Source organism: Burkholderia sp. FERM BP-3421 (assembly GCF_028657905.1).
Taxonomy (GTDB): Bacteria; Pseudomonadota; Gammaproteobacteria; order Burkholderiales; family Burkholderiaceae; genus Burkholderia.
Window position 1 is genome coordinate 458973 of record NZ_CP117780.1, and the last position, 18080, is coordinate 477052.

At 64.3% G+C, this 18080-nt stretch carries 15 protein-coding genes; 13 read left to right on the forward strand and 2 right to left on the reverse strand.

What is annotated here, in order from left to right; translation table 11 throughout:
- Positions 1-16: 16 nt before the first annotated feature.
- Genes Bsp3421_RS02820 through Bsp3421_RS02835 form a run of 4 tightly spaced genes read left to right on the forward strand, consistent with a single transcriptional unit; the run spans position 17 to position 5007 of the window.
- Positions 17-1585, forward strand: coding sequence for an ABC transporter substrate-binding protein (locus Bsp3421_RS02820; protein ID WP_273995293.1), 1569 nt, complete (start codon positions 17-19; stop codon positions 1583-1585).
- The gene (locus Bsp3421_RS02825; protein WP_273995294.1) at positions 1570-2607 is read left to right on the forward strand and encodes an ABC transporter permease; all 1038 of its coding nucleotides are present in this window, start codon (positions 1570-1572) and stop codon (positions 2605-2607) included. Before Bsp3421_RS02820 ends, Bsp3421_RS02825 begins: the two co-directional genes overlap by 16 nt.
- Positions 2604-3455: an ABC transporter permease gene (locus Bsp3421_RS02830; RefSeq protein WP_273995296.1), complete on the forward strand. Its 852-nt coding sequence runs from the start codon at positions 2604-2606 to the stop codon at positions 3453-3455. Before Bsp3421_RS02825 ends, Bsp3421_RS02830 begins: the two co-directional genes overlap by 4 nt.
- Positions 3445-5007, forward strand: a complete 1563-nt coding sequence (locus Bsp3421_RS02835) for an ABC transporter ATP-binding protein (RefSeq protein ID WP_273995297.1) — start codon at positions 3445-3447, stop codon at positions 5005-5007. The genes Bsp3421_RS02830 and Bsp3421_RS02835 overlap by 11 nt, the downstream gene beginning before the upstream one ends.
- A 107-nt stretch (positions 5008-5114) precedes the next feature.
- Here Bsp3421_RS02835 and Bsp3421_RS02840 read toward each other — a convergent pair whose 3' ends face one another.
- Positions 5115-5477 (reverse strand): hypothetical protein, encoded by a 363-nt coding sequence (locus Bsp3421_RS02840; RefSeq protein ID WP_273995299.1) that lies wholly within the window; start codon positions 5475-5477, stop codon positions 5115-5117.
- 762 nt (positions 5478-6239) lie between these two features.
- On the opposite strand from Bsp3421_RS02840, the gene Bsp3421_RS02845 reads away from it, so the two are divergent.
- Positions 6240-8144, forward strand: coding sequence for a tetratricopeptide repeat protein (locus Bsp3421_RS02845; RefSeq protein WP_273995300.1), 1905 nt, complete (start codon positions 6240-6242; stop codon positions 8142-8144).
- 598 nt (positions 8145-8742) lie between these two features.
- Here the strand turns inward: Bsp3421_RS02845 and Bsp3421_RS02850 are convergent.
- Positions 8743-9651, reverse strand: coding sequence for a LysR family transcriptional regulator (locus tag Bsp3421_RS02850; protein ID WP_273995301.1), 909 nt, complete (start codon positions 9649-9651; stop codon positions 8743-8745).
- A 143-nt stretch (positions 9652-9794) separates the two neighbouring features.
- Here Bsp3421_RS02850 and Bsp3421_RS02855 point away from each other — a divergent pair, with 143 nt between their 5' ends.
- The 8 genes from Bsp3421_RS02855 (at position 9795) to Bsp3421_RS02890 (ending at position 18079) form a co-directional block, all read left to right on the forward strand.
- Positions 9795-11129 carry an MFS transporter gene (locus Bsp3421_RS02855; RefSeq protein ID WP_273995302.1) on the forward strand — a complete coding sequence of 445 codons (1335 nt, stop codon included), beginning with the start codon at positions 9795-9797 and terminating at the stop codon, positions 11127-11129.
- Between the two features lie 323 nt (positions 11130-11452).
- Positions 11453-11758, forward strand: coding sequence for an H-NS histone family protein (locus tag Bsp3421_RS02860; RefSeq protein ID WP_273995303.1), 306 nt, complete (start codon positions 11453-11455; stop codon positions 11756-11758).
- A 353-nt stretch (positions 11759-12111) separates the two neighbouring features.
- Positions 12112-12894 (forward strand): hypothetical protein, encoded by a 783-nt coding sequence (locus Bsp3421_RS02865; protein WP_273995305.1) that lies wholly within the window; start codon positions 12112-12114, stop codon positions 12892-12894.
- A 370-nt stretch (positions 12895-13264) separates the two neighbouring features.
- On the forward strand, positions 13265-14137 hold the full coding sequence (locus tag Bsp3421_RS02870; protein WP_273995306.1) for a TauD/TfdA dioxygenase family protein: 873 nt from the start codon (positions 13265-13267) through the stop codon (positions 14135-14137).
- Between the two features lie 72 nt (positions 14138-14209).
- Entirely contained in the window at positions 14210-15313 is a 1104-nt protein-coding gene (locus tag Bsp3421_RS02875; protein ID WP_273995307.1) for an iron-containing redox enzyme family protein, read from the forward strand.
- Positions 15310-16497: an amidohydrolase family protein gene (locus Bsp3421_RS02880; RefSeq protein ID WP_273995308.1), complete on the forward strand. Its 1188-nt coding sequence runs from the start codon at positions 15310-15312 to the stop codon at positions 16495-16497. The genes Bsp3421_RS02875 and Bsp3421_RS02880 overlap by 4 nt, the downstream gene beginning before the upstream one ends.
- A gap of 14 nt (positions 16498-16511) precedes the next feature.
- Positions 16512-16874, forward strand: coding sequence for a (2Fe-2S) ferredoxin domain-containing protein (locus Bsp3421_RS02885; protein ID WP_273995309.1), 363 nt, complete (start codon positions 16512-16514; stop codon positions 16872-16874).
- 500 nt (positions 16875-17374) lie between these two features.
- Positions 17375-18079 carry a CoA transferase subunit A gene (locus Bsp3421_RS02890; protein WP_273995311.1) on the forward strand — a complete coding sequence of 235 codons (705 nt, stop codon included), beginning with the start codon at positions 17375-17377 and terminating at the stop codon, positions 18077-18079.
- The last annotated feature ends 1 nt before the right edge of the window (position 18080 follow it).

The following is an 18080-nucleotide window of genomic DNA, read 5'->3' on the forward strand; positions in this document are numbered from 1 at the left end:
TCTCTTCTACCCGTCTATGTCGAACGATACGGATACGTCCACGCCGGCCCACGCGTCACGCCGCCGTTTCCTGCAACTGACCGGCGGCAGTCTCGCCGCCGGCGCGGCCGCCGTGCTATTGCCCTTGAGCGCGCGCGCGGCCGACACACCCAAACGCGGCGGGCACCTGATTCTCGGCGTCGACACGGCGTCGAGTTCCGACCGCATCGACCCGGCGTTCTACTTCGAAGAGTACATGTACAACGTCGGGCGCCAGATCTTCAATACGCTGACCGATCTCAACGACGACGGCACGCTGCGCCCTGGCCTCGCGACTCATTGGGAAAGCCGGCAAGGCGCGACGGTCTGGGTGTTCAAGCTGCGCCAAGGCGTGCAATTCCACAACGGCAAGACGCTCGAACCCGCCGACGTCATCTACTCGCTGAATCACCATCGCGCGAAGGACTCGCAATCCGCCGCGAAGAGCTATCTCGATCCGGTGCGCGATATCGCCGTCACCGGGCGGAACGAACTCACGTTTCGCCTTGCCTCGCCGAACGTCGATTTTCCGTGGCTGCTTGGCGACGTCCACTTCGGCATTACGCCGGCGGGTGCGGATTTTGACAAGGGCATCGGCACGGGCGCCTTCGTGCTGGAACGTTTCCAGCCCGGTGTGCGTACGCTCACGCGCCGCAATCCGAACTACTGGGACAGCTCGCGCGGCTTTGTCGACTCGGTCGAGACTGTGGCCTACAACGACAGTACCGCGCGAGTGGCCGCGCTGCTGAGCGGCTCGGTGCATTTGATCAATCGAGTCGAGCCGCGCGTCGCGAAGCGCCTCGAAAATACGCCGAACATCGTCATCCATCGTGCGCGCGACACGCAGAATATTCTGTTTCCGATGCTCGCCGACACGGCGCCATACACCGGCAACGACCTGCGCACGGCGCTCAAGTATGCGATCGATCGAGAGCAATTGCGCAACTCATTGCTGAGCGGTCATGGCTCGGTCTCGAACGACAATCCGTTGTTTCCGTCGAACCGTTTCTATACGACCGACATACCGAAGCACACCTACGACCCCGACAAGGCGAGGTTTTACTGGAAAAAAGCGGGCCTGAGCCAGCCGATCGTACTCACGGCGGCGGACGGCGCGACCTTCAACGGTGCGGTGTCGGCGGCCGAGCTTTATCAGGCGTCGGCGACACGCGCAGGCATTCCGTTTCGCGTCAATCGCGTGCCTGCCGACGGCTACTGGACCCAGGTCTGGATGAAGCAGCCGTTCTGCGCGTCGTCGTGGGCGAACCGTTCGACCGCCGACGCTTATCTTTCGATGGTCTGCGTCTCGGATGCGCCGTGGAACGAGTCGAAGTGGAAGAACCCCAAGTTCGACCAGTTGGTCGCCCAAGCACGCGCGCAAGCCGACGAGACGCGCCGCCGCCAGCTTTATCACGACATTCAAGTGCTGTACGCCGAACAGGGCGCATCGGTGATTCCCTTGTACGCCGATTCGCTCCGGGCGTCGCGCACGAGTCTGCGCGGCTATGTGGACATTCCGGGCGAAGTCGGCTCGCGTGCCGCCGAGCGGGTATGGTTCGCGAGCTGAACACACGCGCGGCGCGCGATGTCCGCTCCTGGCAGAGCACCTCGTCACGTGCCTGGCAGCGTACGCGGCGGCTGACAACCTTCGTGCTGCGCCGGCTCGTGCACGCCGCGCTCACGCTGTTCGCCGCGGCCACGCTCGTCTTCGCAGCGACGAGCCTCCTCCCTGGCAACATCGCCGCGACGATTCTCGGCCAGAGCGGGACGCCTTCGGCCGTGCAGTCGCTCGAACACGAGCTGGCGCTCGACCGGCCGCTCGCGGAACGATACGGCGACTGGCTCGGTGCGCTGCTGCAAGGCGATGCCGGCAAGAGCTTCACCACGCGCACGCCCGTGATGCGAAGCGTGTTGCCTCGTCTCGCCAACACCTTGCTGCTCGCGGGCGCGGCCGCCGCGCTCGCGTTGCCGCTTGCCCTCGCGGCGGGCATCGCGGCGGCGCTCAACCGCGACAGCCTGCTGGATCGGGGCTTGCTCGCGCTGATGCGCGTTTCGGTGGCGCTGCCCGAATTCTTCACCGGCTATCTGTTGATCCTGCTGTTCGCGGTCGCGCACGCGTGGCTACCGAGCAGCGCAGCGAACTTCGGCGCTGACGGCTCGGCGCGCGAAAATCTCGCCGCGCTCGCGCTCCCGTGCGCGACGCTTGCGCTCGCCGTGATCGGTCATATGGGGAGCATGATCCGTGCAGCGCTGATCGACGTGTTGGCGCAGCCCTACATCGAAATGGCACGGCTCAAGGGACTCGGTGCCGGGCGCATCGTCTGGCGCCACGCGCTGCCCTGCGCGGTCGCGCCGATCGCCAACATCGTTGCGCTCAATCTCGCGTGGCTGACGGTGGGCGCGGTCGTGGTCGAGACGATCTTCGTCTGGCCTGGCCTCGGCCAATACATGGTCGACAGTGTCTCGAAGCGAGACATTCCCGCCGTGCAGGCGTGCGGCGTCGTTTTCGCGGCGATCTACGCCGGGCTGAATCTCGCCGCCGATCTCGTCGCCATGCTTTTTGATCCCCGCCTGAGACCGCATCGATGACTACGCCTATCGACGCCTCCTCCGAGAGCCGTGGCGCCGCTGCACGGCTGCGAGGGCCTCGATCGCCCCGGTGTCCCTGGTTCACGCTCGGCTTCTTGCTCGCCTGCGCCGTGGTCTGCGTCGCAACCCCGTTGCTTGCGCCTCACGCCGCCGGCGATGTGCTCGGCGGCAACTGGGAGCCGCCTTCGCGTCTTGCCTGGCTCGGCACTGACAATCTGGGCCGCGACATGTTCTCGCGCCTGCTCTGGAGCACTCGCACAACGCTCACGCTCGCGCTGTTCGCCGTGCTGTTCGCGTCGCTCACGGGCGGCGTGGCAGGGCTGGTTGCGGGCTTGCGCGGCGGCTGGCTGGATACGATGCTGGCGCGCTTGACCGATGTGCTGATGTCGATCCCAACGCTGGTATTCGCGCTGGTCGCGCTGTCGGTTGTCACGCCGGGCGCACTGTCCTTGTGCATCGTCGTGGGCCTGCTCGAAGGTTTGCGGCTTTTTCGCGTCACGCGCGCACTCGCGGCCAGCGTGAGCCAGCTCGATTATGTCGATGTCGCGCGGCTGCGCGGCGACCGGCTGGCAACGCTCATCGTGCGCGAAGTGCTGCCGAACATCGCCACACCGCTCGTCGCAGAACTCGGTTTGCGGCTTGTGTTCGCCGTGCTGCTGATTGCCACGCTTTCGTTTCTCGGCCTCGGCCTGCCGCCGCCCGCGACGGACTGGGGCAGTCTCGCGAAAGACAACAAGGACGGCGTGCTGTTCGGCGTGTCGGCCGCGCTGTTTCCCGGCCTGTTGATCGCTGCGTTCAGCCTGAGCGTGAACCGGTTGCTCGAATGGGGGACGCGCCGTGGCCGATGAGATCGTCCTGCGCGCAGAGCGCCTGTCCGTGCAAGGCAACGCATACGGTGCCCCCGTGCTCGACGACGTCTCGTTCACGTTGCGACGCGGCGAAACGCTCGGCGTGATCGGCGAGTCCGGTGCGGGCAAGACCACGCTCGGCCTCGCATTGCTCGGCCATCTGCGCGACGGTCTCGTGCGTGGCGCGGGCCGCGTCCTGCTCGGCGAAACCGATGTGCTCGCGCTGCGCCCGCGCGAACTCGCCGCGCTACGCGGCGCGCGCGTGGCCTATGTGGCGCAGTCGGTGGCGGCTTTCAATCCGACGGGGCGCCTGATCGATCAGGTCGCGGAGATCGCGGTCGCGCGCGGGCTGCTCTCGAAGCGCGCTGCGCGCGAGCGCGCCGTGGCGTTGTTCGCACAACTCGACCTGCCCAACCCCGAGCGCTTCGGGGAGCGTTACCCGCACGAAGCTTCAGGTGGACAACTGCAACGGGCGATGACCGCGATGGCCTTGTGCGCATCGCCGGACATCGTGGTCTTCGACGAGCCGACCGCCGCGCTCGACGCCGAGGCTCGCACGCGGGTGCTCGATCTGATCCGTGAGACGCTGGCAGCGACCGGCACGGCGGCTGTGTTCATCAGCCACGATCTGCCGTCGATAGGGCGAGTCTGCGACGCGTTGCTCGTGCTGCGCAATGGTCGAGTGATCGAGTCGGGCCGGGCCGAGCAGGTGCTGGTGGCGCCGCGTGATCCGTATACGCGCGCGCTCCTTGACGCACAGCATGCCGGCCGCGGCGACGCCAATCACGTCGCAGACGACTCCGCGCCCGAGAAAAACGGCACGCAAGTGCCGCTACTCGAAGCCCGGCGCATCGGCGCGCGCTATCCGAACGGCCAGGTGGCTTTGCGCGACGTATCGATCGCGCTGCATGCGGGCCGCACGTTGGCGGTCGTCGGGCCGTCCGGTTCCGGCAAGTCGACGCTTGCACGTATCGTCACCGGCTTGCTCGCACCGTCCACCGGTTCGCTGTACTTGAACGGCGCGCCGCTCGCACCAGCGCTGCGCCAACGAGGCCGCGAGACGTTGCGCACAATCCAGCTGGTGCATCAGATTCCTGATCTCGCGCTCAATCCGGCACAGCGGATCAGCGAGACGATAGGGCGCGTGCTCGCACTCGCCGGCGTGCCGTCCGGCACGGCGCGCGACGCCGAGGCCGCCGCGCTGCTCGAACAGGTCGGGATGGACGCGAGCCACGGGCAGCGTTATCCGCGCGAGCTGTCGGGCGGTCAGCTGCAGCGCGTCTGCATCGCGCGCGCATTGGCCGCACGCCCCGCGCTGCTGGTCTGCGACGAGCCGACCTCGGCGCTCGATCCGCTCGTGGCTGCGACATTGCTCGAACTCCTTGCGCGGCTGCAACGCGAGCGGCGCTTCGCCATGCTGCTGATCACGCACGACCGCGCGACGCTCCATGCGCTCGCGCACGACGTGCTGCATCTGCGTGAAGGCACGCCCGTGGGCACACAGGCTCGCCATGTCGCGCCCGACGCGCTCGCCCTCGGCCCGGCGACTTGAACGCACCTGATCCGCCGCGATCATGCGCCACATCTTCTCCTTGACACCGTCCCAATAGAAGCTCGCTCCCGCTGCCGGGTGGCAGGAGCGAGCATGGGGATCAAGATTCAGGCGTCGTAGAGCTGGAAGAAGATATCAAGCGTGCCGTTGTTGTGTCCGCCAGAATCCAGCGTGAAACGGTACTGGTTGAACCTGATTTCATTGAATGCCGAACGATCCTTTGTAACGCTTACGGGGCCGCCACCGAGAAAGTTGATGTACTGCTGATTGCCATTCCCACTCCAGAACCACAGTGATATAGGCGTATTGTTGACATTGAACAGGGATACGCTGCCTTTCTCCAGCGTCTGACGCAAAAAATTGTCCGGAGAGAATTGCTGCACGGGATTGGTGTCGGAGTTATAAAGATCGAAGTTGCATATCGCTGTTCTCCCGGGCTTGAAATCCCTCTTCCTATTCCAGATCGCCATTCTGATTTTGTTCCGTTCATCAGCATCGCGATGTCATAGTACAAGCCGGTACTGGATGTGTGATTGCTAACATAGAACTTGTAAAAGGTGCCTCCGCCAGCATCACTGTTCGTATCGAAAGCCGCCATGGCATTCCCTTGTTTCGATGAGATTGAACGTACGGAACCGGGGTTTACCGTGCAGATTGACGATTGAATTCCATGTTTTCTCGACCACCATCACTTCATCATGGCGTTGGCTTCGCCGCGCCGGGGGGCACTCCCTCGCAGGCGCCCTTTGACGATAGCAGTCAAGAAACCGCTGATCAATGATCCTGTCGTCTGCATAACGGACGAGACAGGCGGCCCTTTAAAATTGACGAAGAAATCTGGCGGCACTCGAGGCGAGTTTTTCACACGCATGATGGATTGAATTCGACAGAATTTATATTTGACTTTCATCAAAGACAAAGTGCGTGCTCCCCATCAACACCCGAACATCACCAACCCTGAAACGGATTCCCCAGCCACGGCGGGAAGACGATGCAACGCATTTAAATTGCGCCAATTCATGTGCAAATCAATGGCATTATGTCAAGCCAAATGCAGTTATTTTGACTCAATTAAAAATTATAATCAATAATTTTATTCGATACACAATTCAAATTGTCGAGCCGCATTCCTTGTCTAATATGGTTTTCACACTTCATTTGACTTTTTAAAAAATCATGGCGCCAGCATCTGTGGATCAAAATTGCTGAGCACATTGACGGGAGAGCATGCAATGGGAGCAACCGACAATCGCACGCGTTCCGGCAGCGACGGCCCTCATCGAAACCGCCTGAGGCAGGCGTGCCTGTCCTGGGCGATCGGTGTGATGGCCGGGCTGAGCGCGCCTTGCGCGATGTCCGCATCCGGTGGCGGCGTGCATGGCGCGGCGGTTCACGACATGCAGGGCATGAGCGAACACATGATGAGTGCGCTGCCCGGCAGCACGGCGTCGATCGCGCTGTCGGACATCGCGGCCAACGATCCCGAGCCGCCGACGGATTTCCAGCTCGGCTCGCTGACGAAACCGATCAAGACGGCCAATCCGGAGACGCAAGCCTTTTTCGATCAAGGCTTGCGCTTCTACTACGCGTTCAATTTTCGCGAGGCGTACCGCGCGTACAGGGCCGCGCTCAAGCGAGATCCCGACTGCGTGATGTGCCGATGGGGGATCGCGATGTCGCTGGGCGTGAACATCAATCAGCTCGATCAGCCGGAACAAGATCGCCGGATCGCGCGACAGATGCTGGAGGACGCACTGCGTATCCGTGATGCAGACCCGAAGGAGCGTTCGCTTGTCGAGGCGCTGATGCCACGCTACGAGGCACATCAGCAGATTCCCGACGAGCGCAAGCGCCAGAGCCGGCGCAACAAGGGCTATGCCGAGGCGATGACCTCGCTGGCCCACAGCTACCCGGACGATCCCGATATCCAGACCCTGTATGCGGATGCCGTGATGAACCTCAGCGCCTGGAGTTACTGGGACCCTCAGGGGAACCCGGCCTACGAGGACATTCCGCCGGCCGTCGATGCAGTCGAAGGCGGGCTGAAGACGCACGCCGATCACATGGGGCTCGTGCATTGGTACATTCACATTCGCGAGGGGTCGACGGAGCCGAACGTCGTGACGCCTTTTGCGGACACGCTGCCCGGCCTCGCACCCGGTGCGGGCCATCTGGTTCATATGCCGTCGCACATTTACTACCGCACCGGCGACCACCTGAAATCGTTCGAAGCGAATCAGAACGCAACGGTGAGTGACGAAGCGTATTTCGCGAAGGTCGACGCCGGGCCCGGGGGCGGCATCAAGCATCCGGACGGCGACCGTTATCGCTGGGGCTACTACCGGCACAACATCCATTTCGCGCTGGCTTCGGCGATCATGACAGGCAACGTCGAGGACATGAAGTGGGCCGCCGCTCGGCTCCGGAATTCGGAAGGCCAGGGCGTGAAGTTCCGAACGGACCGCTATCGCGGCGTCTATTACCAGGCGCTGACGTATTTCATGTCGCCGGACGAGATCATCCAGCAGCCACCGCCTGACGGAACGGAAAAGGAATGGCGCTTTGCACGCATTTCCCGGAGCTACGCACGCGTGCTTGCCTACGTTCGCAAACACGATGTGCGCGGCGCACGAAGTGCGTATGCGCAGCTTGCGAAAGACGTGATCGCCTTCCGGAATGAGCGGAGCGATGAAGTGATGAATCACCAGGTAACGCAGATCATGCAATCGGTCGCGCACGCGCGGATCGACCAGATGAACGGCGACACGCGTAGCGGCATACGTGTTCTCGAACACGCCGTCCAGCAGCAGGACGCGATGCACTATGACGAGCCGCCTTACTGGATGGTGCCGGTCAGGCAAACCCTCGCCGCGCTTCTGATCGACCTCGGCCGATACGACCATGCGATCGACACGCTCCACGCGTCGCTCGGCAACGACGACCCGAATCGCGAACTGTACATGAACTTCAAAGGGAACGGCTGGGCGTATTTCGGCTTGACGCAGGCTTACGAAGGAAAAGGCATCGGGAATTTGACGCCCGATCAACGAAAGGACTACGACAGCGCACGGAAACGGCTCGCCGAATACTGTCCGCCCGCTACGCAGGTTTGCGCGGTGTCGCTTGATCGGATGTAAATGAGCCAGCTCGTCGGACGTCCGCCGAAGTCAATCTATGGTCCGCCCCATTTTTGCAACACGGATCATGGTGCGTGACACCCTGCGATACGCGTCGAGCTCGACGACGTCGGCCAGCGATGAAGCTCGCCGGGCCCGGCGAGCTTCATCAGGCGTTCGGCAACCGGGAAGCCAAGCCGCCTCAAGGCGATTGCGACATCGTCGGCTGAAGCGTCAGATTTTGCGCCTGACGGATGCGGATCGCGAAAACGACGTCCCTCGAAGCGGATGATTCATACCAGCTTTTCGAACAAAACCGCCGGATTTTGCACGAAAAGGACGAGTACCCCGTGAACGCGCGCAGGTCGAAGCGTTCTGTGCGCGTGGGCAACCGCGGCGACCACCCGAACGGCAACGCCGCTGAGGCAGACGTTGAATTCTCTCCGCAGTGCGGAGAGAAGCGGGTCGACGTCGATGGGCGGCTTCCACGGATTTCCCCGTATCGTCTAACCGCTCACCGTTTTAAGGATGCGCTTCGGCGTCCCTGGGCGACGGCGCTCGCCGTTCGGGCCGGCACGACGACCGCGGCGCGGCCGGTGTGCACCGAGGCGCGACGCGCCTACTGGAACACCGTCATGCCGGTTTCGATGCGTTGCAGCATCTCGCGCGTCGCATCGGACAGGCCGCGCTGCGCCTTGACGAGGATCGAAGTGGACTGGCGGCCGAGCGACGGATGATCGAGCGCCTTGCCGACGAGCAGGCCGCGTTCGACCTCGCTGCGGATCGTAAACGTCGACACGAAGGCGACGCCGAGCCCTTCGAGCGCGAAGCGGCGCAGCACGTCGAGCGTATTGGCGACCACGGTCGGCTTGAACTTGATGCCCTCGGCATGAGCGACGCTTTCCATGAGGCCGCCGAGGCCGTACAGCGTCGGCATCGTGGCGAACGGATACGACACCGCGCGGGTGAACGTGATCGGGCCGTCGTGCTTGGCGAGCGGGTGGTCGGGATGCACCGCCGCGGTCACGCTGTCGCGCACGCTGCGGTAGACCGAGACGCCGTCGACGGCCGGCGCGTTGTAGGCAATCCCGATATGGGCGTTGTCGGTCAGCACGTCCTCGATGATTTCGCGGGTCGCACGCTGGCTCAATGAAACGCGGATATTCGGATATTCGCGGCAGAAACTCCACAGTACTTCATTGACGAACGGCGTCATCATGCTTTCACTTGCGGAAATGGAAACAGTCCCCGTTTTTAGTGATTTCAACGAATTAATATGACTCTCGAAAACTTCATATTGCGCATCGCAGCCGCGTTGGAATTCGAGCAGATATTTGGCTTCTTCGGTCGGCTTCACGCCGGAGCGTTCGCGATCGAACAGGTGCAACTTGGTTTCGGTTTCGAGTTTACGGATCTGTCGGCTGACCTCCGAGACGGACATGGCGAGCCGATCGGCCGCCTTGCGTACGGAGCGTTCCGCCATCACTGCTTCGAAACATTGAATTTGCCGCGATTTATATAGCTCCATGATTCAATCCAGGCTGACCACATCCCGCATGGTGCAGGTTTCCGCACACCGTGTCTCGTACATTGTCGTCTAAATACGCCAAACCTTCTGTATAGTCTGCTCGCATTCGGCTGCACATACTTACAACGGCTACCGAGGATCGAATGTCCGTTCAAACGAAAGGCGTTCCTGATTCATATGCGAGCGCATATCGGAAGATCGATTTAAGAGTGCTGGCATTCCTGGCGCTGTGCTATTGCGTCGCCTATATCGACCGCGTCAACGTCGGTTTCGCGAAGCTGCAGATGCAGCACGAGCTGGGGCTCAGCGACGCCGCCTACGGGCTCGGCGCGGGCATTTTCTTTCTCGGTTACGTGCTCGTCGAGGTGCCGAGCAACATGCTGCTCGTGCGCGTGGGCGCGCGCCTGACGCTGAGCCGCATCATGGTGCTGTGGGGGCTGACGTCGGCGGCGACCTGCCTCGTGTCCGATGCGAACACGTTCTACGCGCTGCGCTTCCTGCTGGGCCTGTTCGAAGCGGGCTTCGCGCCCGGCCTGATCTATTTCCTGACCCGCTGGTATCCGCGCCAGCGCATGGGGCGCGCGATGGCGATGCTGATGTGGGCGCTGCCCGTGGCGTCGATCGTGGGCGGCGTGGTGTCGGGGGCGATCATCGAGCATTTCAGCGGGCTCGCCGGCCTGTCCGGCTGGCGCTGGATGTTTCTGCTCGAAGGCATGCCCGCGCTCGTGCTCGGCGTCATCACGTGGGCGTCCTTGAGCGATGCGCCCGAGCTTGCGGGCTGGCTGACGCATGACGAGAAGCAGGCGGTCGCGACCGCGCTCGCGCAGCGGCATCCCGAGCCCGCGCCGCGCGCCGCGCTGCGCCGGGTGATGCGCGATGCGCGCGTGTGGCGGCTCGCGCTGACCTATTTCGGCCTGATCAGCGGCATCTACGCGGTGGGCTTCTGGTTGCCCACCATCCTGAAGTCGGCCGGCGTGCGCGGCTATACCGAAATCGGCCTGTACTCGGCCGTGCCGTATCTGTTCACCATTGTCGTGACCTACCTGGTCGGGCGGCGTTCGGACCGGCAGGGTGAACGGCAGGCGCACGCGGCGCTGTCGACCGCGGTGGGCGCGGCGGGGCTCGTGGTGGGCGCGCATTTCGCGGATCAGTTCGGTCTCGCGCTGGCCGCGATCTCGGTCGCGACGGCCGGCATGTACACGGGCTATACCGTGTTCTGGGCGATTCCCGCCGATTATTTCGCCGAGCAGGACGCGGCGGTCGGCATTGCGTTCATCAACACGCTGGGACTGTTCGGCGGCTTCGTGAGCCCGACGCTGATCGGTTGGGTGACGAGCGCCTCGGGCAGCAGCGAGGCGGGTTTTCTCACGATCGCGGTGCTGCTCGTTGCCAGCGCGATCGTCCTGGCCACCCGTCCCGCCGGTGACGTCCGGGTGGCGGCGGGCGCATCCGTCGCGCAGGTCCGGCGGATGCGGTAGCGGCGACGCCGCCCTGGGGCGTGAGTAGGGGAAATATCGTGTTTTCCCTGAGTTTTCATTTCGCACTGCGAAGCATGCATCCGGATGGTGCATGCGAGCGTGGCAGACGCCGGCCGGGCGTCCGTCGATTCGCGGGCGAATATCGAATTACCGCTTGCCAAGTAACGCACCGTTGGCCCGGGGGCGGGCGGGTTTGCGATCGCCGGGTTCGGCGATCGTTGTTTTGTTCTGGCGCGCACGGGCGCGGGGTTCTGGGCGCTGCGTGCCGCCTGTCGAGAGCGGGCGGGCCGTGACGAAGGTCGACGCTTGCCGGGAGAAACCGAATGACAACCTACGCGATACTGAAGGCGCAGCTCAAGGCGCTCAACGATGAAGCCAAGGCTGCGCGGCAACGTGAACTCGAACAGGTGCTGTGCGACATCCGCGCGGCCGTGGAACGCTACGCGATCGCGCCGGAACAGATCTACGGCAACCACGTGAGAATGCGGATCCGCGACGGCCGGCGCGGCCCCTTGCAGCCCAAGTACCGCGATCCCGAGACCGGGCAGACCTGGTGCGGCCGCGGGCGTCTGCCGCGCTGGCTGGTGGGACGCTGCAGGGAGGACTTCCTGGTCGAGCAGGCGATCTGATCATCCGATCGACGCGCGAGGCGGCGCGCCGCGCGCGGCGGTTGGCGGTCGGCGGTCGGCGCGGTTCGGGCGCGGCGTCGCGCTCCGAACAGGACGAGAGCAGGACGAGAGCAGGACGAGAGCAGGACGAGAGCAGGACGAGAGCAGGACGAGAGCAGGACGAGAGCAGGACGAGATACACGGTTGATGCGGCAGGACGCCGGCGGGATCCGGGCAACACCGGAGCGGGCGCCCAGCCCGCCTTGACGCCTGTCCGGGCGTTCGGGCGGCTTCATTTCCAGGCAGGTTTCCCCACACGATCCATACGCGCCCCTCGCCGGGCAGCTCTGCCCGTGGGCAGCGAAGGGGGCGGCATGAGGCTGGTATCGCCTGAGCATTTCGACGCGGCGCAAAAGGTGCTGGTCGAAACGTTCAAGGAGTCGGTGCGCACGATCTCATCCCAGACCGACGTCGTCCTGGGCGTCAAGGACATCCATTCGCGCCACCTGAGCGCCACGGACGCCTTTGCCCGGCTCGTCGGCCTGTCGTGCGGCCTGGACGTGGCGGGCCGCACGGATCGCGACATGCCGTGCGAGGGCACCGCGCAGTTCGCGGACTGCTATGTGCGGGAAGACCAGGAACTGCTGCGGCAGCCGGATCTCCACCAGAAGAAATCGATTCTCAACGTGCACGAATACAGTCACGGGATCGACGCGCTGGTCTTCGAGAAATACGCGCTGAAGCAGGTGGCGACCGAGTCCGCGCTCGGCGTCGTCTATGCGGCCCACAAGATCGAACTGTCCCGCTTCCTCGCGCTGGTGCCCAACTACGTGCTCGAATTCGGCATCGGTTGCAGCATCGAGCACGTCAACGGGCCGCTCGCCGTGGGCGGCGCCCGGCTGACGGACTACGAGCACGAGGTCTGCTTCCTGCTCGCGATGAACTGGGACTTCAAGCAGATCGCCCACTTCATGAACAAGCACCGGCCGATCGCGAGCACGCGCAGCCCGGATGCGATCTACAAATGCCGCAATCGCATCTGCGAAAAGCTCGCCTGCCATCCCGCGCATCTGCGCGAAATGCTCGTCGGCATGGGCATTCACCAGAAAATGCCGAATCTGTTCTTTCGCCGCCTGATCGGCTCGCGATCGCTGTGATGCGCGGATCGCCGGACCGGTAGCGAATACCGCATCCGGCGCCGCGCCGGGTGCCGCGCGCCGAATCGATCACCCTATTTTCCCGATGCATGAAATCGATGGGATTTTTATTCCACGATTTCCGATCGCATTGGATTTTCAATGAGCCGATTTCGATGAATGCGAATCATGTCGTACGGTTGTTGGGTTAATCATCTTTTCAATATCGACGGCGCTTCAAAATTAACGGCAAGTCCAATCTTTTGGACTATCGCGGGGCACTGCGCGTGGTTATGCTCGATCCCAATCCAACCCCACACGCTCGCGCAAGAACGGCCCGGACGCCGCTCGCGCAGCGGGATGTCATATTCTGTCGAGAGGGAGGCGCCCTATGTCTGCCGGCAGTGCATTGACTGTTGTTCCAATCACGCCTTTCGGGGCGGAAATCAAGAACGTGGATCTTCGGGATCCGACTCAGGCTGAAATAGAAAAGATAATATCGGCGTGGGATCGGCATGGCGTTCTGGTGTTTCGCAATCAGACGCTGAGCGACGATCAGCTATTGGCTTTTTCCTCGCATTTCGGCACGCTCGACGTTCCGCCGAATCAGGGCGAGGGCGTGAAATCCCCGCCCGGCTATCCGAACATCTTCGTCGTGTCCAACGTGCGCGACGCGCAGGGCAATCCGATCGGCGCGCTGGGCGACGGCGAATCCGCGTGGCATACCGATTCGAGCTATCGGCCGGACCCGCCGGACGCGTCGATCCTGTACGCGCTGGAACTGCCGGCCTGGGGCGGCGACACGCTGTTCGCGAACATGAAGGCCGCGCTGGCGGCCTTGCCGCCCGAGCTGTACGAACGGGTCAAGGGGCTCGACGTCAAGCATGACGGCACCTACGACTCGTCGAACGCGCTGCGCAAGGGCATGGCGCATTGCGACGACCCGCGCGCGGCGGTCGGTCTCCTGCATCCGCTCGTCATCGAACATCCGGTCACGCGGGAACGGGCGATCTACATGGGGCGGCGCCGCAACGCCTACCTGTCGCCGCTCGAGCTGGACGAATCCGAGCGCCTGATCAACGCGATCTGGGCGCACGTCGAGACCGCGGTCTATCGCCACCGCTGGACCGTCGGCGACCTGCTCATCTGGGACAACCGGATGACCATGCACATGCGGGAAGCGTTCGATCCCGCCTCCCGCCGCGTCATGCATCGCACTCAAATCAGAGGTACTCGGCCGCCGCGCCGGCCCGAGGGCTTGTAAGCGCGTGTTCCCTGTTCAACGCAGTGGGCGGCCGCCGCCGGCGGTCGCCGTTTCCTCTATCGGAGCGTGAATATGTCCGTTGCAACGTCTTCGTCCAATCCGTTCATCGAACCTCCGCTGAACACCTGGGTCGCCACCGAGAACGACCTGGAGCGTTACATCCTGTCCATCACCGATCGCGTGCCGCCGCGTCTGTTGCAGCTCGCGGCGGACCCGTCGCCCGAGAACACCCGGCGGCACCTGCTCGAATACATCCGCGACCACCGGGTCCAGCGCAGCATCAAGGAATTCGACAGCCGCTTCGGCGCGCGCGCCCACGGCCCGGACGCGCTGGCCACGGTGCTGCGCACCGTGCGCCACTATCACAACGGCCTGCGCGGCGGCCTGCTGTATCTGTCCGGGCGGATCACCGAGGACACCCGGCTCGAACGCGGCCGGCGCGACCGGATCGCGGCCGCGGGCCCGCTGTTCGCCGCCTTCGACGAGTTCACGGACAACCCGCACTATCTCGTCTCGACGGTCACGCCGATGCTGCATGCGGTCTGGTCGGAATCGCAGCAGCAGATCTCGGTCGACGATGCGCTCGCGGTCCTGACGCACAAGGGCATGCTGCGCCGCGACCCGCCGCATCTGGAACGGTTCTACGGCGTCATCGACGAGCTGGTGGCGGCGGGTTCCATGCGCGTGACGGCCGACCAGATGGATCGGGAGGATCCGATCGACGTACTGCCCGAGCAGGCGCTCAACGCCTGGCATACGCGCCGCATCATCACCAAGCGTCCGGATGTGTCGTGCGCCGGCGCATGCGCGTTCATGTACGGCAACGAATCCGTCGCGGGCCAGCTGTACGGGAAGCTCTACAAGGGCTTCAAGCGGTTTCAGCGCGACTACGGGCTCAGCGATCACGCCTGCGACTACTTCGGCGACCATGCCTCGGAGGACGGCGAGGACGGCGCGCCGGCATTCGAGGCGAGCCACGCGAGCCTGATGCTCGACGCGGTGATCCTGTACGCCATGCTCGAACAGACCAACCGCGAGGCGGTGTACCGCGGCCTGCACCTGTTCCTCGAGACCTATGCGGATCTCGTGGAGAACCTGAGCCGCACGCTCGCCGAGGATCCGCGCGACGCCGCGCACGGACAACGGACCGCATCGCTGCAGGAGGCACGCGCATGAGTACGCATCGCGTCATCGACGCCGACGGACATGTGCTGGAGCCCGTGGACCTGTGGGAGCGCTATATCGACAGCGCCTACCGCGGACGCGCGCCGAAGATCATCGAGGACGAGACCGGGCTGCAACGCGTGGTGGTGGACGGGCGCCTGTTTCCGCGCCATCACTACGGCCTGAACGGCGCGGGTTCGGCGGGCGCGCCGGTCGTGCCGCCCGCGATCAAGACGAAGCGCTACGAGTTCAACAAGGCGGGCGGCTTCGATTCGCGCGAGCGCCTGAAGGACATGGATCTCGAAGGCATCGACGTCGCGGTGCTGTTCCCGACGCTCGGCATGTTCCTGACCGGGATCCAGGACCGGCCGCTCTCGGAGCGGATCAGCATCGCGTACAACAACTGGCTGCATGACTATTGCTCGGTCGATACGGACCGGCTGAAGGGCTATGCGCACCTGCCGCTGCTCGACGTGCAGGCCTCGATCCGCGAATTGCGGCGCGCGGTCACGGAGCTGGGCATGGTCGGCGTGTACATGCGGCCCAATCCGTATGGGCATCGCAATCTCGACGATGCCGAGTACGACCCGCTGTGGGAGGCGATCGTCGACCTCGACGTCTGCGTGGGTTTTCACGAGGGCGCGAACGGCCCGCTGCCGATCATCGGCGCCGATCGCTACGAGGCGAACGCGAAGGGCCGCTACAACCACTACATCAGTCACGTGCTGTCGCATCCGTTCGAGCAGCAGTTCGCCTGCCTGACGCTGATCGCGGGCGGCGTGTTCGAGCGCTTCCCGGATCTGCGGGTGGCGTTCATGGAGAGCGGCGTGGGCTGGCTGCCCTACTGGGTCGACCGGATGGACAAGGACTTCGAGCACCTGGGCTGGTATGTGCCGGATCTCCAGCTCAAGCCGAGCGAGTATTTCCAGCGCAACTGCTGGGTCAGCTGCGACCCGGACGAAGTGATGCTGAACTACGTCGCGGCGACGATGGGTGACGACAACCTGCTGTTCGCGTCCGACTATCCGCACTTCGACGCGATGTTCCCGGGCGCCGTGGCGGCGATCGCGAATCGTACGGAGCTGTCCGCCTCGAGCAAGGAGAAGATCCTGGGCCTGAACGCGGAGCGCCTGCTCAAGCTGTCGTCGCGGCAGCCGGCCGAGCGCGACGCGTTGCTGTCCGGCGCGCGCGCATAAGCGGGGGCCGGACGATGACGCAGCGTCAACGTTATCTGATGGTCTGCACGAACCTGCGGCCGGCGGGGGCGCAGAAGGGCTCGTGCGCGGCGCGCGGTTCGGTCGAGCTGCACGCCGAGCTGAAGGAGCTGGTGCGGGTGCGCGGCCTGGCGGCGACGGAAGTCCGGGCGTGCACGTCGAGCTGTCTCGACGCGTGCTGGGCGGGGCCCGCGCTCCTGGTCGAGCCGGATCACTACTTCTACGGGCGGGTGTCCAGCGCGGACCTGCCCGAGATCGTGGATGCGCTCGAAGCGGGCGGGCGGGTGGAGCGGCTCGTGCTGGAGGAAAGCGATTTCCTCGGGCCGACGGCGCCGGACCGGACGCTTCACTCGGTCTAGGCGCGAGGCGAGCGCACGGGAAGGCGTTGCCCGACCCCGGCGCGATCGATCGGCCGGCGCGCTGCGCCGGGTGGTCGGTCGTGCCGGGGTGTTTTGACGGGGCACGACGTAGCGCCTGGCAGGGCGCAGGGATCATGCCGGTCCCGATCGGCATCGCGCGTGTTGCGATAGGGACGCGGCGTGTTGGTGCGCATGGGCGCATCGCCTCCGTCGGCGTGGATGGGCTGCGCTTGTCGAGGCGTGCATCGGTTTGAATCCGGCGCGTTTCCACGACACGAGCGATACCGACTGACGCGATGGCCGATTCAAAGCAGGCGGGCATGTCGGGCGGACCTTCATCGCAATCGGTGCTGATGTGGTTTTGCGGATGGTGTTTCATGCGGCGCGCCGTCACGCTCGTTTCGGCGAATCCGCGCGCCGTTGCACGAGGACGCGCACGGGTATCGCGCATGCCGCACGTCGTCCGACTCGACAGGCTTTCTTGGAAGAAGGGATGTGAGATGAACAAACTCTATCCGAGCGCGGCCGCCGCGCTCGATGGCATCGTCGGGGACGGACAGACCTTCGCGGTCGGCGGCTTCGGCCTGTGCGGCATTCCCGAGGCCTTGATCGCCGCGCTGCGCGACACCGGCGTGAAGGGGCTCACCTGCATCAGCAACACCGCTGGCGTCGACGGCTTCGGACTCGGGCTGCTGCTCGAAACGCGGCAGATCAGGAAGATGTTTTCCTCCTACGTCGGCGACAACAAGGAATTCGAACGTCAATATCTGGCGGGCGAGGTCGAGATCGAATTCACGCCGCAAGGCACGCTCGCGGAGAAGCTGCGCGCGGGCGGTGCGGGGATCCCGGCCTTCTTCACGGGGACGGGCTACGGCACGGTGATCGCGGAGGGCAAGGAAACCCGCCAGTTCGGCGATCGCCACTACGTGCTGGAGCCGTCGCTCACGGCCGACGTCGCGCTCGTGAAGGCCTGGAAGGCGGACAAGGCGGGCAACCTGATCTACCGCCGCACGGCGCGCAACTTCAACCCGGTATGCGCGATGGCGGGCAGGATCACGGTCGCGGAGGTCGAGGAGATCGTCGAGACCGGCACCTTCGATCCGGACGAGGTCCATACGCCCGGCATCTTCGTGCAGCGGGTGGTGCTCAACGCCACGCCGGAAAAGCGCATCGAACAACGCACCGTCCGCGCGAAAGGAGAATGAC

Coding starts and splice junctions, on each gene's coding strand:
- Bsp3421_RS02880 (WP_273995308.1), top strand. CDS start 15,310: ATGAGTACGCATCGCGTCATCGACGCCGACGGACATGTGCTGGAGCCC.
- Bsp3421_RS02890 (WP_273995311.1), top strand. CDS start 17,375: ATGAACAAACTCTATCCGAGCGCGGCCGCCGCGCTCGATGGCATCGTC.
- Bsp3421_RS02885 (WP_273995309.1), top strand. CDS start 16,512: ATGACGCAGCGTCAACGTTATCTGATGGTCTGCACGAACCTGCGGCCG.
- Bsp3421_RS02825 (WP_273995294.1), top strand. CDS start 1,570: ATGGTTCGCGAGCTGAACACACGCGCGGCGCGCGATGTCCGCTCCTGG.
- Bsp3421_RS02845 (WP_273995300.1), top strand. CDS start 6,240: ATGGGAGCAACCGACAATCGCACGCGTTCCGGCAGCGACGGCCCTCAT.
- Bsp3421_RS02860 (WP_273995303.1), top strand. CDS start 11,453: ATGACAACCTACGCGATACTGAAGGCGCAGCTCAAGGCGCTCAACGAT.
- Bsp3421_RS02870 (WP_273995306.1), top strand. CDS start 13,265: ATGTCTGCCGGCAGTGCATTGACTGTTGTTCCAATCACGCCTTTCGGG.
- Bsp3421_RS02865 (WP_273995305.1), top strand. CDS start 12,112: ATGAGGCTGGTATCGCCTGAGCATTTCGACGCGGCGCAAAAGGTGCTG.
- Bsp3421_RS02820 (WP_273995293.1), top strand. CDS start 17: ATGTCGAACGATACGGATACGTCCACGCCGGCCCACGCGTCACGCCGC.
- Bsp3421_RS02855 (WP_273995302.1), top strand. CDS start 9,795: ATGTCCGTTCAAACGAAAGGCGTTCCTGATTCATATGCGAGCGCATAT.
- Bsp3421_RS02840 (WP_273995299.1), bottom strand. CDS start 5,477: ATGGCGATCTGGAATAGGAAGAGGGATTTCAAGCCCGGGAGAACAGCG.
- Bsp3421_RS02850 (WP_273995301.1), bottom strand. CDS start 9,651: ATGGAGCTATATAAATCGCGGCAAATTCAATGTTTCGAAGCAGTGATG.
- Bsp3421_RS02875 (WP_273995307.1), top strand. CDS start 14,210: ATGTCCGTTGCAACGTCTTCGTCCAATCCGTTCATCGAACCTCCGCTG.
- Bsp3421_RS02830 (WP_273995296.1), top strand. CDS start 2,604: ATGACTACGCCTATCGACGCCTCCTCCGAGAGCCGTGGCGCCGCTGCA.